The organism is Desulfovibrio sp. ZJ369 (assembly GCF_011039085.1).
Lineage (GTDB): Bacteria > Desulfobacterota > Desulfovibrionia > Desulfovibrionales > Desulfovibrionaceae > Desulfovibrio.
Genome location: NZ_JAAKEI010000037.1, coordinates 1 through 25,181 on the forward strand (window position 1 = coordinate 1; position 25,181 = coordinate 25,181).

Sequence of the window (25,181 nt, forward strand, 5' to 3'; positions counted from 1 at the left end):
TCCCCACTGCTGCCTCCCGTAGGAGTCTGGACCGTGTTTCAGTTCCAGTGTGGCCGATCATCCTCTCAGATCGGCTACCCATCGTTGCCTTGGTGGGCCGTTACCCCGCCAACTAGCTAATGGGACGCGGACTCATCCCCATGCGACAGCTTGCAAGCAGAGGCCGTCTTTCCTCAAAAAGCTCTTCCTGAGCGTATCCGGTATTAGCAGCCGTTTCCAACTGTTATCCCAGTCATGGAGGCAGATTATCCACGCGTTACTCACCCGTGCGCCACTCTACTCAGGGCCGAAGCCCCTTTCGCGTTCGACTTGCATGTGTTAAGCACGCCGCCAGCGTTCAATCTGAGCCAGAATCAAACTCTCCAGTTCAAATCTGCACTTAGATTCCCGCTTTCGCAGAAATCAGAATCTCAAAGACTCTTTCTTCCCACTCGCTATTCACTTGTCAATGAACCACCGGGAGGTCCCCCCCCTGCCGCTTTCCAGCGGCGCGGTGCAGACTTATGCACCATCCACAACAAGCTGTCAACACATTTTTTACTCAGGCGGAAAAAAATTTTTTTCCCGACCAGGACTGCGTGGAAACTCGTTTGTCGCGAAGATGTAACATAGACATTTCGGCCCCTCTTGTCAACTCCAGCCCGCACTTTTTTTGGATTTTATGCTCAACAGCTTTATATTATATGATAATTTTTCCAGAGCGTTTGACTGATTTCATGCGCAAAACGCTCTAATCCAGGTTCACGACCAGGGTGGTTCCGGCCCGCAGACTTTTTTCATCGACCTTGTTCCAGCGCTTGAGATCATCCACGCTTACATTGTGTTTGCGCGCGATATTCCAAAGGCTGTCCTTGTGCTGCACTGTATAGGTGGTTTGCCGCGCAGCCCCGGCCTTGCCCACGCGGCCGCCGGAACTTCCGGCGGCAGGTTCGCCTGAGGCGACGGCCCGGCCCGGAATGCGCAGAAGGCAGCCCGCGCGCACTTTATCCGGATTGTCGATCTGGTTGCATTCCTGCAATTCCCTGAGGCTGACCTTGTATTTACGGGCCACGGCATAGAGGGTCTCATCAGGCTGGAGCTTGTGGCTGCGGCTGGCTGCAACGGCGATTCCGTGCAGAGGAGCAGTCCGCGCATTGCCGGGTTTCAAGCGTGCTTTTCGGGGCTCATGGCTCTGGCCGCGCCCTGCATTATGGGCATCCAGAGCGGCCACGGCCGTGGCGGACATGTTCGCCGCGCGCGGCACCAGCACGGTTGCTCCGGCAACAAGCTTGTGCTTGCCGGGATTGGCCGCCTGCAACTGAGCCACAGGCACGTTGCAGCGACGGCTGATTTTCTCCCAGGAATCCGCGCTGGTGGTCACCCTGGCCGGGCGCCAGTTCGCGTAGGCATTGGCTTGCGGGGAACGCAAGAAGGCCGTGGCCTGCCGCTCATACCGCGCGGGCACATAGACAAAGCAGGATCGCTCGGTGGAGCTGACCGGACGTTTGTGGTGCTGGTTGTAGGCGGAAAATTCCTCCCAGCTCAGGCCGCAGGCCCGGGAAAAGGCCAGCAGGTCCGTGCCCGGCCGGACCGTGAAACGCAGCACGCCGGGCGCTTTGTCGGGGTGAATGGGTTCAAAGCCCAGCTGGGGCAGATTGCGCATGATCTTGGTCACAGCCAGAAAACGCGGCACATATTGTTTGGTTTCTTCCCGCAATTGGGCCTTGCTGTCCAGAACATGATTACGGGCCTTGACCTCGAAGAAATTCCGGCCGCCGGTGCCCTCCTTGGCCCGGCTCATTTTGCCTTCGCCCGCATTATACGCGGCAATGGCCGTGGGCCAGTCCCTGAAATCGCCGTAAAGTTTTTGCAGGTAATCGGCCGCGGCTTCCGTGGCTTTGTAGGGATCCAGGCGCTCATCCATCCACCAGTCCTGATTCAGGCCGTACTTCATGCCTGTATAGGGCATGAATTGCCAGGCCCCGGCCGCGCCGGCCGGAGATTTGGCGTCAGGCTTGTAGCCGCTTTCCACAATGGCCAGATAGGCCAGTTCCTCAGGCATGCCGCGCGAGCGAAAGACCTTGCGGGAATAGGCCAGGTAGAGCTCGGCCCGCTTGGAGAACACGCTCATGGTATTGCGGCCCTTGCGCAGAAAATATTTGTATTGGCGGGCCACGTCCGGCATGGCCTCGGCGGGCAGATTTCTGTCGATCTGGCCGGTGGATTTCAGGGCCGCCATTTCCGTGCGGGTCAGAGGCGAGGCGTCGTCCCCGGACACGATCAGCGCAGGCGTGTTGACCTGCGGGCCGCCGCTCTGGCGCGTGCCGCAGCCGCCCGCCAGAGCAAGGCAGAGCATGGCGGCCCCAATGCAGCATCTGAAAAAAAACGGCCGAAGCCGTGGGGACTGTGTTGCCATACGATGGTCACTCCCGTTTGCCGCCCGGCTTGCCATTGGCCGGGAAGATGCGTACACAGGCCGAAACGCGGCGCTGCGTCCTGCAGCCGCCGGATTCCGCCTGCAGCCGCCAGCCAGGGGGCTGTTGAAACCTCGCGCCGGAGACGCCCATGTCTGAACACTCCGACGACGCCCCGCTTTTGCCGGGGCTGAAGCCGGTGCTGGAGTTGCTGCAAAGCGAGCCCCAGCGCATTGATCTTGTTTTCTGCAAAAAGGGCTTGCGCAGCCGCGAAGCTCTTGAGGTGCAGAACCTCTGCCGCCACAACGGCGTGCGCTTCAGCCTGGTGGAACAGGCGGCCCTGGATCGTCTTTGCCGCGACGCGCGTCAGGGACGCGACAGCGTGGCCCATCAGGGTGTCGTGGCCCGCCTGGCCGTCACCGGCTTTTGCAGGCTGGAAAATCTGCTGACCGCCGTGTCCGACGCGCCTTTGCCGCTGCTTTTGGCGTTGGATCAGGTGCAGGACCCCGGCAACGTGGGCACGCTCTGCCGCACCCTCTACGCTCTTGGCGGCGCGGGCCTGCTTTTGCCCCGGCACAACAGCGCGTATCTGGGCCCGGCCGCCCGCCGGGCCGCCGCCGGAGCCCTGGAGCATCTGCCTGTGGCCCGGGTGACCAATCTGGCGCATGCTCTGGATGCCGCCGAAGAGGCGGGGCTGACCGTCTACGGGACGGGGGGCGCGGGCGGGGCTCAAGGCCCCAACTGTCTGGACGCCTTCACGAGCAGCCTGCGCCTGCCTGCCGTGCTGGTGCTCGGCAATGAGGGCAAAGGCCTGCGGCCGGGCGTGGCCAAACGCTGCTCGCAGTTTCTCCGTATTCCTCTGGCCCGGCCGTTTGATTCACTCAACGTGGCCCAGGCCGGAGCCGTGCTGCTGGGTTTGGCTGCGGCAGCGCGTGCCCGCGGCACTATTGGGTAGTTCGGCAGAAAGAAAAATAACTATAGAGTGACGATAAAATCAGCCTGCCGCACTCTTTTTGGGCGTACTGCCACGGCTGAATAACAGAAAAAGGAGGACTTTGCAAAGTCCTCCTTTTCGTTTTTTACTCAATATAAAGTATAAACTCTTTCTAAAGTTTATCTAGAGCGGTTTGCTGTTGAAAACGGCAACCGCTCTGGCGGCCGCGGGAGCGGACGCCCGCGCCGAATGAGCCTGAAAACCACGCTTTTCAGGCGAAATGATGGCAGCGCCGCTTTTGAAATTGAATAATTTCAAAAGCAAAATGCTCTAAAATAGATGCGCTTTACCTTTTTACAAAAGTCGATATTGCTATTTTGCCAAAAAACGTTAGCGTTGCTGTCGCTATCTGTACGCCCTTGCGGGCTACAGCTACCGCGCCCGTACGGCTCCTTAGTCGCCAACGGGCACAGCCCCTGACGGGGCTGCCATCCGCTATGCCAAAGGCGCACTCCAGGCCGGAACGCTGCGGCCGCCCCGCAGCGGGGTCAGCGCACATAGGTGGGTATATTGATCAGAACTTCCCTGGTAAAGGAGATCATCCGCTCCATGAGCCAGGGCAGGGCCAGGAGCAGAGCAATGAACATGCAGACGATTTTGGGGATGAACGTCAGGGTCATTTCCTGAATCTGGGTGGCCGCCTGGATCACGCTGACCACCACGCCCACGCCCAGGCCCACAGCAAGCATGGGCAAGGCCATCATCAGACAAAGCTCAATGGCCTGGCGGCCGAAACCAATCACGAAATCCGGGGACATCGCGCGCCTCCTTGCGGCAATTACAAGAGAAAGCTGTTGACCAGCGAACCCACCAGCAGATTCCACCCGTCCACCATCACAAAAAGCAAAAGCTTGAAGGGCATGGAAACCATCATGGGCGGCAGCATCATCATGCCCATGGCCAGCAGCACGCTGGAAATGACCATATCCAGCACCAGAAAGGGGATATAGATCAAAAAGCCGATGGTGAAGGCCGTCTTGAGCTCGCTGATCACATAGGCCGCGGCCAGCAGCGTGGTGGGCACTTCTTCCTTGTTCCTGGGCAGTTCCATCTTGGTGATGGCATAAAAAACCGAGAGATCCTTCTCGCGGGTGTGCTTGAACATAAAGGCGCGCAACGGGGCCTGGGCCCGGTCCAGGGCCACTTTATAATCGATCTGCTCGTTGAGATAGGGCTGAAGGGCCTGATCATTGATCTGTCTGCCCACGGGATACATGATCACCACCGTCATAAAAATGGCAAGGCTGGCCAGAATCTGGGTGGGCGGCAGTTGCTGCACGCCCATAGCCTGACGCAGGAAGCTGAAAACAATGATGATCCGGGTGAAGCTGGTGACCGTGAGCATGATGGCCGGGGCCACGGAAAGCACGGTGAGCAGAAAGAGGATTTCCAGAAGCACCGAGACTTTTTCGGGAGCCGGCGCGCCGCCGGAAAGGGTCAGGGAGAGGGCCGGCAGGGTCAAATCCTGCGCGGCGCGGGAAATCTCAGGCAGGGCAAGAATCAGAAGGCTAGCGGCCGCCAGGGCCGCGCCGGGTTTCTTCCATGATCTTTTGAAAATCCGCATGATCCGGCTCATCGTGCGCCTGCTCCTCGGTCAGAAGGGTGATCTGCTGGTCCGTAACCCCCAGCAGCAACCTCCTATTCAAGAAGCGTACCACCATAAGCCCTTTGCGGGGCCCCAGCGGCAATTGGGCCTCCAGAAGCAATGCGCCGCGCGGCAGGGCGCCGGGCCGCGGCAGAAAATTGAATTTGCCGTAGCGGCGCACCAGCCAGACCACCAGCCAGAGCGCGGCCAGCAGCAGAAAAAGAATGCCCACGGCCTGCAGGTAGCCGCTCCAGGAAAAGGACGACTGCCCCAGGCTTGAGGCATGGGGCGCCACAGCGGCCCCGGCCGTGTCCGCGGCCTGCCCGGCCCATTCCAGGCCGCGCAGAATCTGCGCCCCGGCAGATGCCACCGTGCCGTCCAGGCCCGCGGGCAACGGCGGGCCTGCCGCGGCAGTGTCCACAACGCCGCGCACTGCCTGCCCGGAAAGGCCGGTCCGGGCCTGCGCGGCCACGGCGATCCCTGCGCTAGCCAAGTTGTTTCACCCGTTCAATGGGGCTGATGATGTCCGTGAGGCGCACGCCAAACTTTTCATTGATCACCACGGCCTCGCCGCGCGCCACCAGCTTGCCGTTGACATAGACCTCCAGGGGCTCGCCCGCCAGTTTGTTCAGCTCGACCACTGATCCCTGGCCCAGTTGCAGGAGCTCGTTGATCAAAAGCCGGGTGCGCCCCAGTTCCGCCGAAACGTCCAGCGGGATGTCCAGAATGAAGTCCAGCTCGCGTTTGAGCTTGTTGTCCCTGGGCTGGCGGGACATTTCGGTCATATCCTTGAAACGGGCGTCCGTGGCCGGGCTGCCGAAGGTTCCGCTGCCGGAGCCGGAAGCCGCGCCGCCAAAGGTGGCCGGCCCCTTGTCCTCTTCCTCTTGGGCCAGAGCCTCGGCCCATTGCGCGGCCAGAGCGTCGTCGTCCACAGGCGGCCGCGCCGCGCTTTTGTCTTCGGCAGCGTGGGCGTCAGCGGCATTCACGGCAGCAGCGCCGCCATTGTCCGCTTCGGCCGCAGCGGCCTCTTCCTCCAGCTGTGCCGCCCACTGCGCGGCCAGGGCTTCCTGATCATCCTGCGACATGACGTACCTCGTTAAGCATATCTTGCAGGGCGTTGCCGCCCGCCCCCAGGGCTATTCCACGACAAAATCCGTAAAATAGATCCGGATCACGCGTTGCGCTCCGAAAATCTGGTTGAGCCGCGCCGCCACCTCCGTCTTGAGCAGCACCTTGCCGTCGGGCGTGGCAATGTCGTTGAAGGTCTTGCCCGCCAGCAGCATGATGATGGCGTCGCGGATGCGCGCGCTTTGCGCCTTGAGCTGGGCGGAAACATCCGCATTGACCTCCACTTCCATGCCCAGCTTGAGATAACGCCGCCCGCCGGGATCGGAAAGATTGACGGTGATGAGGGGCAAGGGCAGCACCTGGCCCGCGCTGCGGGGCAGATCGCTTTGCCGCTCGATGCGGGCCGCGCCCGCGGCGTTCGGGTCAGCCTGGCCGCCCGTATCAGGCCCGCCCGCGCCCACTGCGCCGGAAGCGGGGGCGCCCTCTTCCGTCTGCCCGGAAGCGCCGCTTTTGGCCTGGCCGTCCGCAGTGCTGCCGGGCGCAGGCGCTGTCTGCTCGCTCGCGGGCGCATGCGCCCCGCTGGCCGGCGTGCGCAGAAAGAGCCACCAATACGCGCCCAGGCCCACGCCGCTGAATGTCATCAACAGAATTGCCAAAAGAATGACAATACGTTTTATCCTGGATTTCTTTCTGGGCTTTTCCGCCTGCCCTTCGGGCAGGGCCGGATTTTCCCTGGCGCTGTCTTTGGCTGCCATAGATCACTCCATGTAAACACGGCCTTCCAGAGCGTTTTGCTCATGAAATCAGCCAAACGCTCCAGCAGAGCGAAACCATGCCCGCGCGCGTCAGCCGTTGGCGGCTGTGCCGCCGTACGGATGACGACAGCAGAAACAGGCGCGGGCGAAATTTTCTTGCAGGATTCGTGCCAAAAAATCAGACTTTGGCCGGGCGCGGCCCGAAAATATCCGTGCCGATGCGCACCAGGGTCGCGCCTTCAGCCACGGCCGCCGCAAAGTCTCCGCTCATGCCCATGGAAAGATCGGGCAGCGGCAGGCCGAGCCGCGCGCGCAGATTCTCACGCAAGGCATACAGGCGCGCGAAATGCGGTCGGGCCGCCTCCCCGGCGTCAAAGACCGGCGGCAGGCACATCAGACCCCGCAACTCCAGATGCGGGCAGGCCTCAAGAATATAATCGGCCAAAGCGGGCAAATCCTCAGCCATGACCCCGGATTTTTGCGGCTCTGCCGCCACGTTGACTTCCAGGAGCACGCGCTGGCGCGCGCTCCCGGCAGCCTGCTCCTCTTCCTCCGCCGGGCAGGCGAGCCGCCGCTCCAGACCGTCGGCCAGCTTGCGCGAGTCCAGGGTGTGGATCAAGGCAAACGCGCCCGCCACCTGCGCGGCCTTGCGGCTCTGCACATGGCCGATCATATGCCAGCGGATGCCCCGGCAGGCCGGATCCCGCGCGAGCTCGCCGCGTTTGGCCAGGGCTTCCTGCACATAGTTCTCGCCGAAATCCGTCTGGCCGGCCCCGGCCGCGGCCGCCACCGCGGCAGCCGGATGCAGTTTGGACACAGCGATCAGAGTGATCTCTTCTCTGGCGCGTCCCGCGGCGGCGCAGGCCGCGTCAAGCCGCTCCAGAACATTCGCATAGCGCTGCCGCAATTCCATGCCGTTCATGCCGCTACTCCGCCATCAGCCCCAGCTCACGCAGAAAGCCGGGATCTTCGGACCAATGCTCGCGCACCTTGACCCAGAGCTCCAGATGCGCCTTGCCGCCCAGCAGTTCCTGAATCTCCTTGCGGGCCTCCATGCCGATCTCCTTGATGCTGCTGCCCGCCCGGCCGATGACCATAGCCTTGTGCATGGGCCGGGCGACGTAAATGACCGCATGGATGATCGTCTGGCCGCGTTCCTCGTCCTCTTCCCAGCTTTCCACGTCCACCGCCACGCCGTAAGGCACTTCCTGGCGCAGATGCAGAAAGAGCTTCTCGCGGATGATCTCGGCGGCCATGAAGCGCAGCGAAGCCGTGGAAATCTGATCCTCCGGGTACTGCGCGGGCCCTTCGGGCAGTTGAGAACGGATCAGGGCCTTCAGCTCCGGCAGGCCGTCCCTGCGCAGGGCCGAAAAGGGGAAGATCTCGGCCCTGGGCCACATTTCGTGCAAACGGGCAAGCAGGGGCAGCATCCGGCTTTTGTCGCTGAACAGATCCACCTTGTTGGCCACCACGATCATGGGGCGCTCGTCGCTGGCCAGGGCCCCGGCCACGGGGGCAAGATCCCTGTCCAGAAACTCGGGGTGCCGGATGTACAGGTGGGCGTCCAGAACGGGCAGGATCACATCCGCCTGCCCGAGGCTCTGCCAGACGGCCTGGATCATGGTTTTGCTCAGCCGCCCGCGCACCTGGGTCAGGCCGGGCGTATCCATAAAGATAATCTGGGCTCCGGCATCGGTCAGGATGCCCACAATCTGATTGCGCGTGGTCTGCGGCTTGGGGGTCACAATGGTCACCTTCTGGCCCAGAAGCGCATTCAAAAGCGTCGATTTCCCGGCATTGGGCGGCCCCATCAAAGCCACCCGGCCGCAACGGTAGTCCATATCAGTCATATATGCTCCCCGGCGGCCCTGCCCGCGGCTTGCCGCCGTATTTCCCTGCCGCGCCCTGCAAAAGGCCGCGAGGGCACTGTGCGAAACTGTTGCGCGGCGAAAAACGCCCTAGAGCATTTTCTCTTTAAAAATGCTCTGCTGACGCGAAAGCGGCAGCCGCCGCAACGCGGCGTACATTCAGGCGAAAACCGCGTTTTTCGCCTGAATGCCACCTTTGACTTTCATAAAAAGTCAAAGGTAATCTGCTCTGGCCCGCCGCGACCGCCTGGACGGAAACCGGCAAGGATCCGCCCGGCCCGGCCGCAACGGCCTCCCTGCCCGCTACCTCTCCCATATCCCACGGCCCGGGTCAAGGCCGCCCCTTTGCAACAGGGCCGGGTTGCTGTCTTGACGGCGCGCGGCGCAACGCATACTCTGCGCGCCATGTTTTCGCTGATCACCTATATGGCTCTGATTGTGGGCGTCAATTGCGCCTTTGCCGTGACGCCGCCGATCACGCTGCCCAACGGCGACCTTTGGCCGCCGGTTTCGCTGATCGTGGGCTTTGTTTTTGTGGTGCGGGATTTCGCCCAGCGCCGCGTAGGCCATCATGTGCTCTGGGCCATGCTGGCGGGCTGCGTGGCGAGCTGGTACATGGCCTCGCCCGAGCTGGCGCTGGCCAGCGCGGCGGCCTTTGCCGTGGGCGAGCTTGCGGACTGGGCGCTGTTCACCTTTACCCGCAAGTCCTTTTCCCGGCGCATCCTGATTTCCAGCCTGCTGGGCGCGCCCCTGGACAGCCTGGTGTTTCTGCTGCTGATCGGCCTTGCCACGCCCTGGTCCGTGCTGACCATGAGCCTCTCCAAGCTGGCCGGTTCCTTCCTGGTCTTTTTTCTGGTGCGCCGCCGTGAACAGCGCGAGGCCGGAGCCGAAGCCGCCTGAGCGCGCCGCCCCTCCGGAGGGGAACCTCCGGCGCTTTCCCGTCTGCCGCAAAACAGGCTCAGGCTCCGGCGGCCCGGGCAGCTTCCTCGGGATAGAGGGACTCTATCCCGGCCAGAAAGGCCGCGAAGCGGTTTTCCAGCACGGCCTGCCGGGCCCGCCGGGCCAGATCCAGAAAATACGTCAGATTGTGAAGAGAGTTGAGCCGGAAAGAAAGCAGCTCCCTGGCGACGTAAAGATGGCGCAGGTACGCCCGCGAGAAATTGCGGCAGGCATAGCAGGCGCAGGCCGGATCCAGCGGCCCGTCATCCTCGGCATATTCCCGCCGTTTGATGTTGATCTTGCCCTGCGAGGTGTAGAGCGTACCGTTGCGCGCATTGCGCGTGGGCAGAACGCAGTCGAACATATCCACGCCCGCGTTGATCCCGTGAGCAATATCCAGCGGCGTGCCCACGCCCATCAGATAGCGGGGCTTGTGGGGCGGCAGCAAGGGCGCCGTGTGGTAGAGCAGATCGTACATCTCGGCTTTGCTCTCGCCCACGGAAAGGCCGCCAATGGCAAAGCCGTCAAAATCCAGAGCGCAGATTTCCTGCACGGAGCGCGTGCGCAAATCCTTGAAAAAGCCGCCCTGGGTAATCCCGAAAAGCAGATTCCGGGCCGCGCCGCAGGGGTAGGCCGCGCGGGCGCGCGCGGCCCAGCGCGTGGTCAGTTCCAAAGATTTTTCCGTATACGCGTAGTCGGCGCCGTACGGCACGCATTCGTCCAGCACCATCATAATGTCCGAATGGAGGTTGCGCTGGATGTCTATGACTTTTTCGGGCGTGAACAAGTGGCGCGATCCGTCCAGATGCGAACGAAACTCCACGCCCTCCTCGCGGATCTTGCGCAGGGAACTCAGGCTGAAGACCTGAAAGCCGCCGCTGTCCGTCAGCACCGCGCCCGGCCAGGAAGCAAACTCATGCAGCCCGCCGCGCCGGGCCACCAGCGCGTCTCCGGGCCGCAGGTACAAATGATAGGTATTGCCCAGAATGATCGGCGCGCCAATCTTCTCCAGATCGTCCGGGGCCACGGCCTTTACAGAGCCCACTGTGCCCACCGGCATGAAAATGGGGGTGGCTATGGCGCCGTGGGCTGTGCGCAGAAGGCCCGCCCTGGCCGCGCCGTCCGTATGTTGCAGCTCAAAAATGGGTTCACTCATGGCGCGCAGCCTATCTGCAAGAACCGCGTCGCGCAAGGGGCTGGCCGCAAGCTTCATGGGAGAGCGCCCACAACGTCGCAGCGGACGGTGCGGCACGCCGGGGCCGCAGGCGTGGGCCGCGGGCTTTTTCTTGTGCCCCGGGCGCAATGCTGCTATGTTCCTTCTCTAAAATTTTTCTAGAGCCTGTTGCACCATCGTCCCTGCGGGGCACGTTGAGGATCCCCCGGCCGAAAGCCTTTCTTTTCGGTTTGCGACCCGCGTCGCTGCGTTACGGAGCATCTATGAGCGCCTGCCTGTTTACGCCCTCCCAATGCCATATCGACCTCGCCGCGCTGCGGCGCAATTTTGCCCGCCTGGGCGATTGCGCTTCACTCATGCCGGTGATCAAATCAGACGCCTACGGTCATGGTCTTTTGCCCGTGGCCCGCGCTCTGGACGCCTCAGGCGCGCAGCGCTTCGCCGTAGGCACGGTGAGCGAAGGCGTGGCTCTGCGCCAGGCCGGACTCGGTCAGGAAATCGTGCCGCTGATGGGCGCGTTCACGGACGAAGACTGGCGGGCCGCGGCGGCCTGCGATCTCACGGTTTTGATCGCCGATTTTGAAGACCTTGAAAAAGCGGCGGCCGCGTGTGCCGCGGGGCGGCGATTGCAGATTGCGATCAAATGCGACACGGGCATGAGCCGCCTGGGCTTTACGGCCGAGGATCTGCCCTGCCTGCTGGAGCGGCTGCGCGGGCTGCCCGGGCTTGAGCCGCGCCTGATCCTTTCACATCTGGCCTGCGCCGACATGCCTGAAGAAGCGGACTACACCAGCGCGCAGATCGAACGCTTTTCAGCCATGTGCGAGAGCCTGCGCGCGGCTTTTCCCGGCGTTGCGCGCTCCCTGGGCAATTCGGCCGGGGCCCTGGGGCTGCCCGAAACCCGCCTGGAGGCCTGCCGTCCGGGCCTTGCCCTGTACGGCGGCAATCCCTTTGCGGGCACGGCCTGGGAAAAGCGGGGCAGCGGTCTTGAATGGGTCATGAGCGTGAGCTCGCCGATTTTGCAGGTGCGCAGGCTCAAAGCCGGGCAGAGCATTTCTTACGGGCGCATCTATACCGCGCCCGCGCCCATGACCGTGGCCGTGGTGGCGGCGGGCTACGCCACAGGCTACGCCCGTAATCTTTCCAATCGGATTGACGTTCTGATCCACGGACGGCGCGCGCCTCAGGTAGGCCGGATCTGTATGAGCATGCTGATGGCCGATGTCACTGCCCTGCCGGAAACACGGGCCGGGGACACGGCCTGGCTGTTGGGCGGCGCTGCCGCTCCCGGGCAACGGCCTGTCAGCGCGCAGGAGATGGCCGACGAGCTGGGCACGGTTCCTTATGAGATCCTCTGCCTGATGGGCAGCGTAAACCCGCGCGTCTACGCCTGAGGGCGCAAGCCTGCAAATCTTCGCGCGCCGGCCACGCGGCATTTGACAGCCTCCCCCCTGTTCATATATGATGATGGTAGCGCGCATCTTCGGGTTGCGGCGTTACGGCGTTGTCCAATCCGCAATACTCCTGTCTTGTGCCTGCCTTAAGGGGAGAGTGCAATGCCCAGATGGGATCTTGTAAAAAAAATTTTTTCACCGGCCTCAACACACCATCCGCGCACCTTGGCCGTGCTGAACGCCGCTTACAAGCACGACGCCGGCGTGAGCCTTTTTTTTGTGGACAGGCAGCGGCAACTGGAAAATGTCATCTGCTACATCAAGGCCGTTAAAAAAAATACAATCCTGCTCAAGTCCCGCAAACATTTTCTGCCGGACATTCTCAACAATGAAAAATGCAGCATTTACTTCAAGCTGCCGTATGACGTCATTGTCAACAATCTTAAGCTGCCCTCCACCACAGCCCGTTACGGCTTTTTATGCAAAAGCAGGATTATCAACAATACGCTGAACAAAGAAACCGGCGCGTGTGAAATCCTGATCGAAACGCCGAGCCGCTACATCCAGCGCGAACTGCGCCGCTTTGAGCGCGTTTACCCCAGCCTGCAGATGGTCAAGGGGCTGGGCTTCTGGCTGCCCTTCGCCCGCCTGCCCGCGTATCCGCAACAGGCAGGCCCGCCGGATTTTGTCTACACTGGAGAGTTGCCCCCGCAATTGCGCCTGATCAACATTTCCGCCGGCGGCGCCAGAGTGCAGGTGGACAAGGTGGAATTTCTCGAGCAATTCAACAGTCTGGACGGCAAGGAAGTGCTGCTCCTGATTTCGCTGTACATAAGCTCAGGCAGGCACATCAGCGAGCTCACGGTCTGCAAATGCATAGAAAGCACATACAGCATCATCCTGCGCCGGCTTACCCTGCGCCTGCAGTTCAAAAAAATCTGGGGAAACGACCCGGATCAGGCGAGCCAGCTCTGGACGCCGGTAGGCAGCGCGGGCGTGCCTGTCTTTCTGGACTGGGTCAACAACGACTTCAGTATTCTTATGGAAAAAACCGGCGATCAGCTCGTCTGACTGCTCCCGCCTCCATCCCGGTCATCCCGGTCGTCCGGGGTCAGCCCTCATGACACTGCCGCCCCCGGCAAGCGCGCCCCAGACCACGCGCATCGATCGGGAGGCGGCGCGGCGCTCCGGGCTTGACACCTGCCCTGCCCCCCTGTATAAGACTTCTCCCTTGCTCGCGCCCGGACGGCGCGGGCTGTCAATCCATAAGGAGAACGACCATGCGGAAATTTGAAACCCTGCTGCTCCTCTCACCGGAGCTTTCCGCCGAAAACCGCGAGGGCATTCTGAACGCCCTCACGGCGGTGATCGAGCGGGAAAAGGGCGTCATGCTGGAAGTGGATCACTGGGGCATGCGGGATCTGGCCTACCCGGTGCGCAAACAGATGCGCGGCTACTATGTGCGCCTGGTCTATGACGGCCCGGCAGCTCTTGTGGCCGAGCTGGAGCGCAATATCCGGATTACCGACGGCATTTACAAGTTTGTGACCGTCAAGCTGGCCGACGAAGCGGCTGAGGAGGTTGCCTGATATGGCCTTCAAAAAGAAATTCGCCCCGCGCCGCAAGTTCTGCCGCTTCTGCGCCGACAAGGATTTGCCCCTTACCTACAAACGCCCCGACATCCTGCGCGATTTCATCACCGAACGCGGCAAAATTATCGCCCGGCGCATCACGGGCACCTGCGCCCATCACCAGCGCCTGCTGACCCGCGAGATCAAGCGCGCCCGCCAGATGGCTCTGCTCATCTACACTGCCACGCACGACTCAGTCGTCAAGAAAAAGAGCACGATCTAAGGGGGCGCATATGAAACTGATACTTCGCGCCGATGTGGAAAATCTCGGCAACCTTGGCGATGTGGTCAACGTCAAGCCCGGTTACGGCCGCAACTTCCTGCTGCCGCAGGGCCTGGCCATGGTGGCCAGCGCGGCCAACCTGAAAGTCTTTGAGCAGGAGCGCAAGAAGCTCCAGGCCCGGATGGACGCCCAGCGGGCCGAAGCCCAGAGCGTTCAGGGCCGTCTGGAAGCCCTGGAAGTGATTATCCCCATGCATGTGGGCGAAAACGAAAAACTCTACGGCTCGGTGACGTCCGCCATTATCGGCGACGCGCTTGCCGCGCTGGGGGTGGAAGTGGATCGCCGCCGCATCCTGCTGGATGCGCCTATCCGCACGCTGGGCGAACATCCGGTGCGGATCCGTCTCCACGCCGGCGTGATGGCCGTGGTGCCGGTGAAGGTGATCTCCGATCACCAGCCTGAGGAAGAGGAAGCCGCGCCGGAAGCTCCCGCCTCCGAGGCCGCTGAAGAAGCCCAGGCCGAAGCCGCGCAGTAGGTTTTTTTGTGGCTTCACCGCATGACAGCACTGCCGCCCCCGGCCGCGAGGCCGGGGGCGGCGCGTCTTCTCGCGCCGGGCAGGGCGAGAGAACTTCCGGCAACAGGGCCGAAAGCGATCTGCTGCGCCGCGTGCCCCCTCACAGCGCCGAGGCCGAGCAGGCCGTGCTGGGCGGCGTGCTGCTGCGCCCTCAGCTCATGCACAGCATTGTGGATATGCTGAGCGCCGAAGACTTCTACCTTCCCGCGCACGCGATCATTTTCCGCGCTTTTCTTGAGCTGTACCGCAAATCCGCGCCCATTGATCTCATCTCCACGGCCGAGCAGCTCAAGAGCCGTAATGAGCTGGAAGACGCGGGCGGCGCGGTGTATTTGGGCGATCTCTCGCAGGCCGTGGTCTCCGGGGCCAATGCGGAATATTACGCCACCATCGTCAGGGATAAATCCTTGCAGCGCGGGCTGATTGAGGCCTGCTCCGGGATCATCGGCAACTGCTATGACGCCTCGCGCGAGGTGGCCACGCTGCTGGACGAATCCGAGCAGGCGATTTTCTCCATTTCCCAGCGCACCACAGGCCGCGACTTCACGCCCACCAGAGAACTGCTGGACAAGGTTTTTGAAAATCTGGCCAAACTGGCCGACGCCAAGGACGTGCTCACCGGCGTGACCACCGGCTACACCCGCCTGGACAAGCTCACCGCGGGTTTGCAGCCCTCGGATCTGATCATCGTGGCCGCGCGCCCGAGCATGGGCAAAACCGCCTTTTCCCTGTGCATGGCCCTCAACGCGGCCGTGCGCCAGGATGTGCCCGTGGCCGTATTTTCTCTGGAAATGAGCAAGGAACAGCTCATGCAGCGCATGCTGGCGGCCTGGGGCAAGGTGGATCTCTCCAAACTGCGGCGGCCCTCGCTGCTCAGTGACGATGACTGGCAGCGCCTGTATACCGCCGCGGACGTGGTGGCCCGCGCGCCGGTTTATATTGACGACACTCCGGCCCTGAGCACGCTGGAGCTGCGCGCCCGCGCCCGCCGCCTCAAGGCCGAGAAAGGCCTGGGCCTTGTGGTGGTGGACTACCTCCAGCTCATGCGCACCAGTCGCCGCACGGACTCGCGCGAACTGGAAATCTCGGATATTTCCCGTTCCCTCAAGGGCCTGGCCAAAGAAATCAACGTGCCTGTGGTGGCGCTTTCCCAGCTCAACCGCAAGGTGGAAGAGCGGGGCGACAAGCGCCCCATGCTCTCGGATCTGCGCGAATCCGGAGCCATTGAGCAGGACGCCGACGTGATCATGTTCGTCTACCGCGATGACGTTTACAAATATCAAAAGCCCGCCGAGCGCCCGCCCCAGGGCGTGGCGGAAATAATCATCGGCAAGCAGCGCAACGGGCCCGTGGGCGTGGCCGAACTCATGTATATTTCTCCCTACACGTCCTTTGAAGACATTGCCCCGGACTGGTCGCCGCCTCCCTCGGAAAGCCGGAGCTAGGCATTTAGCCCCACGCATGCGAAAAAGCCGGCCTGCCGGGTGCGGGGCACGGGCGAAAAACACGCAAGTTGTGCGCTCAAACACTGCATATCGTCAGTGATGCGCCCCTGTTGTGCCGGAAGTTTCTGCATCATGCCGCAGCATGAGCGGCACAGGCCGCTGCTGATTTTTCATGCAAAACCGGCGAAAATCCTTGCCCGGCCTTACTTTTCCGGCCCTGGGGCGCAGCCGGCCGCTCTGCGCTCAGAGCGCATTTACCGCGCAAAAACGCGCAAGAGCAACTTTTTTCAGGCTCATTCGTTGACAAGCAGTTCAAAGCGTGTTTCTGTCGTAAGCAAGGGCCGCGTACCGGCAATACGTTTTGCCGGATGGAAGCGCGGGAAGATTGTTTTTTTTGAGAGGGTGTTTCATGTCCAAGTCCATTTATGTCGGGAACCTTCCCTGGTCCGCCACTGAAGAACAGGTACAGGATCTTTTTGCCGAATACGGCAAAGTTCTGTCCGTGAAACTTGTCAGCGACAGAGAAACCGGACGTGCCCGCGGTTTCGGCTTTGTGGAGATGGAGGACGGCGAAGCTGACGCCGCCATTGAAGCTCTGGATAACTTCAGCTTCGGCGGCCGCACGCTGCGCGTCAATGAAGCCAAACCGAGGGCTCCGCGCCAGCCCCGTTACTAGGGCATCCCGACGGATTATCCGAAACGCCCCGGCCAGCCGGGGCGTTTTGCATGCCGCATTGGAAGCGGCAAGATGAAACGGCTGCGGGCCCTAGAGCAGATTACCTTTGACTTTTTATGAAAGTCAAAGGTGGCATTCAGGCGAAAAACGCGGTTTTCGCCTGAATGTACGCCGCGTTGCGGCGGCTGCCGCTTTCGCGTCAGCAGAGCATTTTCAAAGTGAAAATGCTCTAGACCCCGCAGCCGTTTTTCCCGGTCTCGGCGCGCAAAATGCGCCTCTCGCAAAAACAGCGCAAAAACCCATACGACATAGTGAAAATGCAGCGCGCCCGGCGCTGCCGACGCCGCGCAATTTCAGATCCGGACGTGCAGGGCCGCCTTGCCGAGCGCCGCGAATTCTGCCATGATGCGCGCATTGACGCTGCCGTTGTTCCAGGCTCTTTTGTGCCTTTGCGGATCGCAGAGCTCCGGGAAGCGGCGCGTTGCAACCATCGTGCGGAAAGTACGGTTTCTTGCGGCATCCATGCCGCAGGGCGGCGGCTGAAGCGCGCCCCGGCGCGGCTTTTGGCGCATTGCCTGTGCACCATGCTCTCGCCGCGCGCCACTATTTTCCGGAGGAGGCAATCATGCTCAACCCCGATCAATGTGTTCTCTACAGCGGCGGCGCAGCCGGAACAGAGCAGTTTTTTGGCGCTCTGGCGGAGAGCTGGGGCATCGAAGAAGTGAACTACAGTTTTGAAGGGCATCAGATGGAACGCAAGCGCGGCGTGCGTGTGCTCACGTCTGAAGAACTGGCTCTGAAAGACGTCAGCCTGACCTATGTTTCCAAACTGATGCATCGCGAATACACGCGTGCGCCCCTGTTCCGCAAGGTATTGCAGTCCATTTGCTGGCAGGTCAGCAGCGGCGATCAAATTGTGGTGGTGGGTTCCATTCAGCCCGACGACACGGTCAAGGGCGGCACCGGCTGGGGGGCGGAGTTCGCCAAAATCTGCAATAAGCCGCTGCTGGTCTTCGATCAGCCCAAAAGCGCCTGGTTCATCTGGCAGAAAGACTGTTGGCGCGCGGTGGAGAAGCCGGTCATTGAGCACGCCCACTTCGCGGCCACAGGCACGCGCTTTCTGGAAGACAACGGGCGCATTGCCGTTCAGGATCTTTTTGCCCGCTCCTTTACCCGCTGAGACCTTGCGCTGAACGCTCTGGCAGGGCGAAGCCATGCCAGAGCGCGCGTCAGCCGTTGGCGGCTGTGCCGCCTTCTTGTTTGTCACTTTCCGGCCGCGCCTGCCGCTTTGTCCGGCGGTGCGGCCGTTGTTTTGCCCATCAAGGGCGGAGGCCGCTTATGAGCCATCAGTTCACTGAAGCCGAACGCGCCGTGCTGCGCATTGTCCAGGCTGATCTGCCGGATTCCCTCACGCCCTATGCTGACATGGCCCGCGAGGCAGGCATCAGCGAGGCCGAGGTTCTGGCATTGCTGACCCGGCTGAAAGCATCGGGCGCTATCCGCCGCTTCGGAGCCAGCATCAAGCATCAGAAAACCGGTTGGACGCACAACGCGATGGTGGCCTGGAAGGTGAACGAGGCGGAAGTGGAAGAATGCGGTCGCATTGCCTCACGGCACGACCGTATTTCCCATGTCTATTACCGCCCCTGCTCGGCGCCGGATTGGCCCTATACCTTGTACACAATGGTACACGGGCGCAGTGAAGCGGAATGCCTCACGGTGGTCGAGGATCTCTTGCGCGACAGCCCGCTCAGGGAATACGCCATCCTTCGCAGCCTCAAGGAACTGAAAAAAATTTCCATGACCTATTTCGCCTGACGGCCCCCTGGGCCCTGCCCGGCAAAAGCGGCGCAGCGAGTAGTATTTTCATGCAAGAGGAGAATGACAGATGGACGACCGTTCCCGCCAATTGTTTGCAAAAGCCTGCGCCCTGATTCCGGGCGGCGTCAACAGCCCGGTGCGCGCCTGCCACAATGTGGACAGCCTGCCGCTTTTCATTGCCGAGGCTCACGGCTGCCGCCTCACGGATGTGGACGGACGCGAGTATATTGATTTTGTGCTTTCCTGGGGCCCCATGATTCTGGGCCATGACGATCCGGACGTGACGCGGGCCCTGCGCGATGCCGCGGGACGCGGCACAAGCTACGGCGCGCCCTGCCCGGATGAGGTGGCCCTGGCCGCCGAAGTTGTGGCCGCCATGCCCGGCCTGGAAATGGTGCGCATGGTCAATTCCGGCACCGAGGCCACCATGAGCGCCCTGCGCCTGGCGCGCGGCGTGACCAGACGCAACAAGCTGGTCAAATTCACGGGCTGCTACCACGGCCACGCCGATCCCTTCCTGGCTGCCGCCGGATCGGGCGTGGCCACCTTTTCCATTCCCGGCACGCCGGGCGTGCCTGCCGCCGTGGCAGCCGACACCCTTCTGGCCCCCTACAACGATCTTGAGGCCGTCAAAGCCTGTTTTGCCGCGCACGGCGCGGATATTGCGGCCATCATCGTGGAGCCCGTGGCCGCCAACATGGGCCTGGTATTGCCCAAAAGCGGCTTTCTGGAAGGCTTGCGGGCCCTGGCCGATCAATACGGCAGCCTGCTGATTTTCGACGAGGTGATCACCGGCTTCCGCGCGGCCTTCGGCGGCGCGCAGGCTCGCTTCAACATTGATCCGGACCTGACCACCTTCGGCAAAATCATCGGCGGCGGCCTGCCTGTGGGCGCTTTCGGCGGCAAGCGCCGCTTTATGGAGCATGTGGCCCCTCAGGGGGAGGTCTACCAGGCGGGCACGCTGTCGGGCAATCCGCTGGCCATGGCCGCGGGTCTGGCCACGCTGCGCAAGCTCAAGGAGCTGGATTACTCTGCCCTGGAAGCCCGCACCAAAGCCTTTGCCGAGGCTTTGGGCGATATTTTGCGCGCCAAGGGCGTGCCCGTGCAAGTGCCGACGCTGGCCTCCATGTTCTGCCCCTTCTTCTGCGAAGATCCGGTTGAAAACTTCCTTCAGGCCCAAGCCTCCGACCAGAAGCTCTTCACCGCCTTCTATAAACAGATGCGCGCCCAGGGCATCTATCTTGCTCCTTCGGGCTTTGAAACCGGCATGGTTTCCTTCGCGCACGGCGACGACGACTTCAACCGCGCGCTGGATGCGGCCCGCAAGGTGCTTTTTTAGAGCCTTTTCCGATTGAAACGCTCCGATTTCAATCGGGATCCAGGCCGCCTGAGACAGCCCATCAGGACTCCGCATTGAGAGCGACAATGACCAAGCCGCCGGACAACACCACAAAAAGCGCGGCCTCCCTGGCCTGCCATGTGCTGAGCAAAAGCGGCCTGCCCCTTGCGCGCCGGCTGGCCGCGCGGCTGGCGAACGAGCCCTGGCGCGCGCCTTCGGGCGTCGCAGCGGCGGCCTGCCTGATCTGCGCGCCGGCCCGGCTGCGCCTGCGGGGCGTCAGGCCCTTTGAGCGTCTTGGGGATTTTCTGGCGCAGGAATACCGGCGTCATGCGGCGCATATTTTTATAGGTTCCACGGGCATTGCTGTGCGCGTGCTGGCTCCTCTGCTCAGGCACAAAAGCCTGGATCCGCCCGTGGCGGTTCTGGATCCGGACGGGCGCTTCGTCATCAGCCTCCTGGCCGGGCACTGGGGCGGCGGCAATGAGCTGACCCGGCACCTGGCGCGCTTGCTGGACGCCACGCCCGTGATTACCACGGCCTCGGATCAACCGTCCGCCTTGCCCAAAGAATACGCCGCGCGGGACCAGGCGCCGCCGCGCGCGTTGGATCTGCTGCTCCGCGACGCGGGCCTGCGCATTCTGGATTGGCACTGTCTGCCCCAGGCTCAGGCCGCCCTGCTGGAAGGCCGCAGGCTGCGCCTTTGGGATCCCTGCTCGGCCCTGCCCGGAGCCGCGCCCCCGGCTTTTGAGCGTTTGCCCGGCACTGAGGAAGACGCGCAGCCGCCCCGTGCCGCTTTCCCCGGCTCCAGTGCCGGCGCATGTCCGGCAGATCCGGCTGCGTGCCCCGGCCCCTTGCTGGCCGCGCACTGGCGGCGTCTCGCGCCGGCTCCCGGCCTGTTGCGTCTGGCCGTGCCCCGGCTGTATGTGGGACTGGGCTGCCGCAAAGATCTGCCGCCGGAAGTGATTCTGCCCGCGCTGGAAGCCTTGCTGGCCGCTCATGGCCTGGAGCTGCGCGCCGTTGCCGGTCTGGCCACAGTCACGGAAAAACTGACGGAAGCGGCCCTGCTGGCGCTGGCGGAACGCCTTGGCATCCCCCTGCGGGGTTTTGCCGCGGCAGAGCTGGCCCGCTGCGCCACGCCAAACCCTTCCGAGGCTGCCGGGCGACGTTTCGGCCTTGCGCCTTTCAGCGTCTGCGAGGCAGCGGCCCTGCTGGCTGCCCGCCACGGCCAGGCGAACAGCCCTTCCGCGGCTTTTGCTCACGCGCCTGCCCTGGGGCAGGCTTCAAGGCTGCTCATTCCCAAACACGCGACCCAGGCTCGGCTTACCCTGGCGGTGGCGCTTGCGGTCCAAACCCCACAATCTCCATGAATGCCGCACCTCTGTATGTCCTGGGTCTGGGCCCCGGCGATCAGGCCTGCCTGACGCCCCAGGCCCGCGCCGCCCTTGAGCGGGCCGAATGCGTGGCAGGGTATCATCTTTATCTTGAACTGACCCCGCCGGAACTGCTGCGCGGCAAAACCGTCATCGGCACCGCCATGCGCCACGAGGAAGAACGTTGCGCCGCCGCAGTGGATGCCGCGCTTTCCGGCCGCTGCACGGCTCTGGTCTGCTCCGGCGATCCCGGCATCTACGCCCTGGCCGGGCTGGTGCTGGAAATGCTGGAAGCCCGCGACTTGCTTGAGCGCGTGCCGCTCACGGTCGTGCCCGGCGTGCCCGCCGTCTGCGCGGCCGCTGCTCTGCTCGGCGCGCCGCTGACGCACGATTTCGCCTGCGTGAGCCTCAGCGATCTGCTCACGCCCTGGGAAACCATTGCGCGAAGGCTGCACGCCGCGCTGGCAGCGGATTTCGTCTGCGTGCTCTATAATCCGCGCTCCAGGGGCCGCCGCTGGCAGCTTTCCGAAGCCCTGGCCCAGGCCCGACGACTGCGGCGGCCGGACTGCCCGGTGGGACTGGTGCGCAAGGCCTTCCGGCCCGGTCAGGAAGTCGGCGTGCACCGGCTGGACAGCTTTGACGAGGCCTGGGTGGATATGCTCTCCCTGGTGATCATCGGCAACAGCGAAAGCCGCGCATTGGGCGCATATATGCTCACCCCGCGCGGCTATGCCCGCCGTGGGTCATGAACAGGCTTTCGCTGTATTCCAGAAACTTTTTGCAGCCCCATTGACACGCTGCCGCCCTGCACGTAGATTCAATAGCAATTCTTATGTGCTCTTTCGCAAGGAGGAAGTCCGCCATGAAGAAAACTCTGTTTCTGTCCTGTATTCTGACCCTGATCCTGGCTCTGCCCGCGTTTGCCGCCCAGCCGCCCGTGCCCACCGAATCCCTGCCCTTCAAGGGCTCCAAAAAGACGGTCATGTTCCCGCACGCGCCCCATGCCAAGGTGGAGTGCGTGACCTGTCACCATCAGGTGCAGGGCAAGGAAAATTTCCAAAAATGCGCCACTGCCGGATGCCATGACGACCTCACGGCCAAAAAAGGCGAAAAGAGTCTCTTTTATGTGGTCCATGCCAAGACCGGACTCAAGCATCAGACCTGCCTGGAATGCCATACCAAGGTTGTGGCCCAAAAGCCGGAATTGAAGAAGGAACTCACGGCCTGCGCCAAGTCCAAGTGCCATCCCTAGGGCCTGTTCACAGTGAAAATGCTCCAGGGCAGAGCATCCGGGGCGCTCTTCCGCCGCACGGAATTCTTTCCGGCAGTGGCTGAAGCAGTTCTGGGATGTTTTTCCAAAGCCGCTTTCGAGCGGCTTTTGCCGTTTCCGGGGCCTGCAACAGGCTTGCAGCCCCCCCTGTTTCAGTAAAATTTGCGTATTTACCCATAAACTGATACGTTTTTTTGTCGTTTTTATACATGACAGCACCGAATTTCACCCTTTGTCGTGCTCCGGCGCCCGTGCGCCGATGATTTAACCCCATGAGGTTGCGCATGGCTGCCCAAAACATTGCTGACAACGATGAGGACATCATCGACCTCACTGAGCTTATAGAAAAAGGTGAGGTCCCGGCCAATGAGGCGGCTGTTTCCGCCGGACAAGCCGAAGAGGCTCTCAGCGCCCAGCTCCAGAGTCTCAATGATCTGCCCCAGCAGGCCGACAAGGAGATCGATGCCCTTCTCGCCCAGATGGAAGTCAAGGATGATGGCGCTCCGGCCGATGAAGCCGCAACGACGCGCAGAGTCGATCCTAATGAAGAGCTTGACATGCCGGGCATGGGGGAAGTGGATAAGCTGCTCGACACATTGGACATCCCGCCGCAGCCGCATGAGGATGGCGCGGCGCAGGCCGCGGCCGGGCGCAACGCAGATTCAGGAAGTATAGACAGCGTGGTGGATGATCTGCTCAATTCCATAAGCCCTGCGCCGCCCGCGCATTCGGGCTCCGAGCAGAAGCCCGACGTGCATGAGCTGCTTTCCGCGGCATCCGCCCCCGAAGCGACGAGCGATGCCCTGCCGGATGATCTGGATGCCCTGCTGCAAGCTGACGCGCCGGGCGCAAAGCCTGCGGCAGGCCCGTCTGCGCCCCGGAGCCCGGAGCCTGATCTGACTGCGGATCTGGACGATTTGCTGGCAGCGGCCGAAAAACCCGCTCCGCCCTCGGGCGCCGCCTCGCCCGCCGCGTCCAAAGCGCCGGATATCACAGCGGATCTGGACAGCCTGCTGGCTGCCATGACTGCCGGGCAGGATGACGCGCCGCCACAGCCGGCCCGGCCCCGGACCAAAGCGCGGGATGCCGAGCCTCCGGCGGCTCAGGCCGTTGCAGCGCCGCAGCCCGTGCCCGAAGCCGCACAGGCAGCCGCAGCCGCGGACATCACCGAAACAGAGCCTGAACCGGGATTGGAAATCCCGCAGCCAGCCGCGCCTGAAACCGCTCCTCCCCAAAGCCAGAACGAGCCTGCCGCGGATCTGGACAGCCTGCTGGCTGCCATGACCGCCGGGCAGGATGACGCGCCGCCACAGCCGGCCCGATCCGGGGACAAGGCGCAGGATGCCGAGCCTCCGGCGGCTCAGGCCGTTGCAGCGCCGCAGCCCGCGCCCGAAGCCGCGCAGGCAGCCGCAGCCGTGGACATCACCGAAACAGAGCCGGAACTGAACCCGGAAATCCCGCAGCCAGCCGCGCCGGAAACCGCGCCCCAAAGCCAGCACGAACCTGCCGCGGATCTGGACAGCCTGCTGGCCGCCATGACCGCCGGGCAGGATATGCCTTCTTCCCTGGAAGACATGCCGCTCACCTCGCAGGAGGAAGAGGAGCACCCTGCCGCGCGGGCCTCGGAAGCAGGGCATGAAACGGATACGGCGCAAGCCGCCGCGCCGCATGAGTCCGCGCACACCGCAGCCGATCTCGCGGAGCCCGCTGCCGGCGAGGAGCAGGCTTTTGCCCCTGAGGCCAATGCCGAGCTGGATCTGGACATGCTGCTCCTGAGTCCGACGCAGCAGAGCCCAGGCGAGGCCCATGTTGCGGTTCCCGACGCTGCTCCGACGTGCGCCGGGCCTTTGCCTGACGGCGACGCCGAACCCCTGACCGCGCTTGACGATTTGTTGATCGCCGCCCTGCCGGAACAACAGGCCGCGCAGGCTCCCGCCGACCGGCACGCCGCCCCGATTCCGGCAAAGCAAGCGCCCAGGAGCCAGGCCCCGCAAGGGCCTGAAGCCGACCGGGCCACCGCTGAAGAGCTTGTGAGCCTCAGCGTGCGGCTTCGCCACTGTGAAGCGGAACTTGCGGATGCCAGAGCGCGGATTGCCGCTCTGGAAAGGGCTTCCGGAGCCGCGGCGGCCTCCCTTGAGGATCTGTTGCGCGACGGCAGCCCGCTGCACGACCGTTTTGCCGGGCTGATCGCTTCCTCTGTGCGTCAGGCCTTGCAAAGCGCGCCCGCGGGCATTACCGAGCAGGTTCTGGACGAACGTTTGCAGGCCGTCAACCTCTCCAACAAAAGCATTTCCGCCCGGATGGACGCTCTGGAAACCCGCCTGGATCACCTGGAACCGCGCTTCAACGCGCAGGTGGAAAAGGCCGCTGCCGGCGCTGCCGCACGAATTCTGCGCGAGGAAATCGCTACTCTTGTGCAAAGCTGATCAAGCGTGCAAGGGCCAAAGTACAGTACAGGCAGGGCGAACGACAGCGGAGCGGCAACGGCTTACGTCTCTGCGGCGTCGAAAGATGCCTGCTGGCGCGCGGGATAGCGCAGGCGGTCTAGAGCATTTTGCTTTTAACTTTTTACATATCCACAGGATTTAAACCATCCTTCAGCGTCTTTTTGTGTGATACAACTTAATGCTTTTCCAATGGATTTATACAGTTCATCACATGT

Annotated in this window: 27 protein-coding genes and 1 rRNA gene; 16 read left to right on the forward strand and 12 right to left on the reverse strand. The window is 62.7% G+C overall.

Going from position 1 to position 25,181, the window contains the following annotated elements:
- Positions 1 to 369: ribosomal RNA gene (locus tag G7Y51_RS10620) — 16S ribosomal RNA — on the reverse strand; the annotation flags it as partial.
- Between the two features lie 361 nt (positions 370 to 730).
- Positions 731 to 2,335, reverse strand: a complete 1,605-nt coding sequence (locus tag G7Y51_RS10625) for a lytic transglycosylase domain-containing protein (RefSeq protein WP_165177298.1) — start codon at positions 2,333 to 2,335, stop codon at positions 731 to 733.
- A 209-nt stretch (positions 2,336 to 2,544) separates the two neighbouring features.
- Between G7Y51_RS10625 and G7Y51_RS10630 the strand changes: the two genes are divergently transcribed.
- The gene (locus G7Y51_RS10630; protein ID WP_165177300.1) at positions 2,545 to 3,348 is read left to right on the forward strand and encodes an RNA methyltransferase; all 804 of its coding nucleotides are present in this window, start codon (positions 2,545 to 2,547) and stop codon (positions 3,346 to 3,348) included.
- A gap of 527 nt (positions 3,349 to 3,875) precedes the next feature.
- Here G7Y51_RS10630 and fliQ read toward each other — a convergent pair.
- The 7 genes from fliQ to era all read right to left on the reverse strand — a co-directional run bounded on the left by fliQ (position 3,876) and on the right by era (position 8,645).
- Positions 3,876 to 4,145, reverse strand: a complete 270-nt coding sequence (fliQ, locus tag G7Y51_RS10635; protein ID WP_165070096.1) for a flagellar biosynthesis protein FliQ — start codon at positions 4,143 to 4,145, stop codon at positions 3,876 to 3,878.
- Positions 4,146 to 4,165: 20 nt separating this feature from the next.
- Entirely contained in the window at positions 4,166 to 4,951 is a 786-nt protein-coding gene (gene fliP, locus G7Y51_RS10640) for a flagellar type III secretion system pore protein FliP (RefSeq protein ID WP_241160221.1), read from the reverse strand.
- Positions 4,896 to 5,465 (reverse strand): flagellar biosynthetic protein FliO, encoded by a 570-nt coding sequence (fliO, locus tag G7Y51_RS10645; RefSeq protein WP_165177302.1) that lies wholly within the window; start codon positions 5,463 to 5,465, stop codon positions 4,896 to 4,898. Before fliO ends, fliP begins: the two co-directional genes overlap by 56 nt.
- The gene (gene fliN / locus G7Y51_RS10650) at positions 5,458 to 6,057 is read right to left on the reverse strand and encodes a flagellar motor switch protein FliN (RefSeq protein ID WP_165177304.1); all 600 of its coding nucleotides are present in this window, start codon (positions 6,055 to 6,057) and stop codon (positions 5,458 to 5,460) included. The genes fliO and fliN overlap by 8 nt, the downstream gene beginning before the upstream one ends.
- A 51-nt stretch (positions 6,058 to 6,108) precedes the next feature.
- Positions 6,109 to 6,795 carry a flagellar basal body-associated FliL family protein gene (locus tag G7Y51_RS10655; protein ID WP_165177306.1) on the reverse strand — a complete coding sequence of 229 codons (687 nt, stop codon included), beginning with the start codon at positions 6,793 to 6,795 and terminating at the stop codon, positions 6,109 to 6,111.
- A 178-nt stretch (positions 6,796 to 6,973) separates the two neighbouring features.
- Positions 6,974 to 7,717, reverse strand: coding sequence for a YggS family pyridoxal phosphate-dependent enzyme (locus G7Y51_RS10660; protein WP_165177307.1), 744 nt, complete (start codon positions 7,715 to 7,717; stop codon positions 6,974 to 6,976).
- Between the two features lie 4 nt (positions 7,718 to 7,721).
- On the reverse strand, positions 7,722 to 8,645 hold the full coding sequence (gene era / locus G7Y51_RS10665; RefSeq protein ID WP_165177309.1) for a GTPase Era: 924 nt from the start codon (positions 8,643 to 8,645) through the stop codon (positions 7,722 to 7,724).
- A 387-nt stretch (positions 8,646 to 9,032) separates the two neighbouring features.
- On the opposite strand from era, the gene G7Y51_RS10670 reads away from it, so the two are divergent.
- Complete coding sequence (locus G7Y51_RS10670) at positions 9,033 to 9,563, forward strand: VUT family protein (RefSeq protein ID WP_206214312.1); 531 nt, start codon at positions 9,033 to 9,035, stop codon at positions 9,561 to 9,563.
- Between the two features lie 58 nt (positions 9,564 to 9,621).
- Here the strand turns inward: G7Y51_RS10670 and tgt are convergent, their stop codons facing one another.
- Entirely contained in the window at positions 9,622 to 10,758 is a 1,137-nt protein-coding gene (tgt, locus tag G7Y51_RS10675; RefSeq protein WP_165177313.1) for a tRNA guanosine(34) transglycosylase Tgt, read from the reverse strand.
- Between the two features lie 281 nt (positions 10,759 to 11,039).
- Here tgt and alr point away from each other — a divergent pair, with 281 nt between their 5' ends.
- The 7 genes from alr (at position 11,040) to G7Y51_RS10710 (ending at position 16,719) form a co-directional block, all read left to right on the forward strand.
- The gene (alr, locus tag G7Y51_RS10680; RefSeq protein WP_165177315.1) at positions 11,040 to 12,170 is read left to right on the forward strand and encodes an alanine racemase; all 1,131 of its coding nucleotides are present in this window, start codon (positions 11,040 to 11,042) and stop codon (positions 12,168 to 12,170) included.
- A 162-nt stretch (positions 12,171 to 12,332) separates the two neighbouring features.
- The gene (locus G7Y51_RS10685; protein ID WP_165177317.1) at positions 12,333 to 13,241 is read left to right on the forward strand and encodes a hypothetical protein; all 909 of its coding nucleotides are present in this window, start codon (positions 12,333 to 12,335) and stop codon (positions 13,239 to 13,241) included.
- Positions 13,242 to 13,450: 209 nt separating this feature from the next.
- Positions 13,451 to 13,759 carry a 30S ribosomal protein S6 gene (rpsF, locus tag G7Y51_RS10690; RefSeq protein WP_165177319.1) on the forward strand — a complete coding sequence of 103 codons (309 nt, stop codon included), beginning with the start codon at positions 13,451 to 13,453 and terminating at the stop codon, positions 13,757 to 13,759.
- A 1-nt stretch (position 13,760) separates the two neighbouring features.
- A complete protein-coding gene (gene rpsR / locus G7Y51_RS10695; protein WP_165070178.1) occupies positions 13,761 to 14,024 on the forward strand; it encodes a 30S ribosomal protein S18 in 264 nt (87 codons plus the stop codon).
- A gap of 10 nt (positions 14,025 to 14,034) precedes the next feature.
- Positions 14,035 to 14,559, forward strand: a complete 525-nt coding sequence (gene rplI / locus G7Y51_RS10700) for a 50S ribosomal protein L9 (RefSeq protein WP_165177321.1) — start codon at positions 14,035 to 14,037, stop codon at positions 14,557 to 14,559.
- An 8-nt stretch (positions 14,560 to 14,567) separates the two neighbouring features.
- Entirely contained in the window at positions 14,568 to 16,043 is a 1,476-nt protein-coding gene (gene dnaB, locus G7Y51_RS10705; RefSeq protein WP_241160222.1) for a replicative DNA helicase, read from the forward strand.
- 409 nt (positions 16,044 to 16,452) lie between these two features.
- Positions 16,453 to 16,719, forward strand: a complete 267-nt coding sequence (locus G7Y51_RS10710; RefSeq protein WP_165177323.1) for an RNA-binding protein — start codon at positions 16,453 to 16,455, stop codon at positions 16,717 to 16,719.
- A 353-nt stretch (positions 16,720 to 17,072) separates the two neighbouring features.
- Here G7Y51_RS10710 and G7Y51_RS13590 read toward each other — a convergent pair whose 3' ends face one another.
- On the reverse strand, positions 17,073 to 17,291 hold the full coding sequence (locus G7Y51_RS13590; protein ID WP_206214313.1) for a hypothetical protein: 219 nt from the start codon (positions 17,289 to 17,291) through the stop codon (positions 17,073 to 17,075).
- A 53-nt stretch (positions 17,292 to 17,344) separates the two neighbouring features.
- Here G7Y51_RS13590 and G7Y51_RS10720 point away from each other — a divergent pair, with 53 nt between their 5' ends.
- The 6 genes from G7Y51_RS10720 (at position 17,345) to G7Y51_RS10745 (ending at position 22,501) form a co-directional block, all read left to right on the forward strand.
- Complete coding sequence (locus G7Y51_RS10720; protein ID WP_165070194.1) at positions 17,345 to 17,899, forward strand: hypothetical protein; 555 nt, start codon at positions 17,345 to 17,347, stop codon at positions 17,897 to 17,899.
- 158 nt (positions 17,900 to 18,057) lie between these two features.
- The gene (locus tag G7Y51_RS10725) at positions 18,058 to 18,537 is read left to right on the forward strand and encodes a siroheme decarboxylase subunit beta (protein WP_165177327.1); all 480 of its coding nucleotides are present in this window, start codon (positions 18,058 to 18,060) and stop codon (positions 18,535 to 18,537) included.
- 70 nt (positions 18,538 to 18,607) lie between these two features.
- The gene (gene hemL, locus G7Y51_RS10730) at positions 18,608 to 19,879 is read left to right on the forward strand and encodes a glutamate-1-semialdehyde 2,1-aminomutase (RefSeq protein WP_165177329.1); all 1,272 of its coding nucleotides are present in this window, start codon (positions 18,608 to 18,610) and stop codon (positions 19,877 to 19,879) included.
- Between the two features lie 86 nt (positions 19,880 to 19,965).
- Entirely contained in the window at positions 19,966 to 21,246 is a 1,281-nt protein-coding gene (locus G7Y51_RS10735) for a cobalamin biosynthesis protein (protein WP_165177331.1), read from the forward strand.
- Positions 21,243 to 21,998, forward strand: coding sequence for a precorrin-3B C(17)-methyltransferase (gene cobJ, locus G7Y51_RS10740; protein ID WP_165177333.1), 756 nt, complete (start codon positions 21,243 to 21,245; stop codon positions 21,996 to 21,998). Before G7Y51_RS10735 ends, cobJ begins: the two co-directional genes overlap by 4 nt.
- Before the next feature lie 113 nt (positions 21,999 to 22,111).
- Positions 22,112 to 22,501 (forward strand): cytochrome c3 family protein, encoded by a 390-nt coding sequence (locus tag G7Y51_RS10745; RefSeq protein WP_165177335.1) that lies wholly within the window; start codon positions 22,112 to 22,114, stop codon positions 22,499 to 22,501.
- Positions 22,502 to 22,508: 7 nt separating this feature from the next.
- On the opposite strand, the gene G7Y51_RS10750 is transcribed toward G7Y51_RS10745, so the two are convergent.
- On the reverse strand, positions 22,509 to 22,730 hold the full coding sequence (locus tag G7Y51_RS10750; protein WP_165177337.1) for a hypothetical protein: 222 nt from the start codon (positions 22,728 to 22,730) through the stop codon (positions 22,509 to 22,511).
- A gap of 73 nt (positions 22,731 to 22,803) precedes the next feature.
- Here G7Y51_RS10750 and G7Y51_RS10755 point away from each other — a divergent pair, with 73 nt between their 5' ends.
- Complete coding sequence (locus G7Y51_RS10755; RefSeq protein WP_165177339.1) at positions 22,804 to 24,945, forward strand: hypothetical protein; 2,142 nt, start codon at positions 22,804 to 22,806, stop codon at positions 24,943 to 24,945.
- Positions 24,946 to 25,181: the final 236 nt, after the last annotated feature.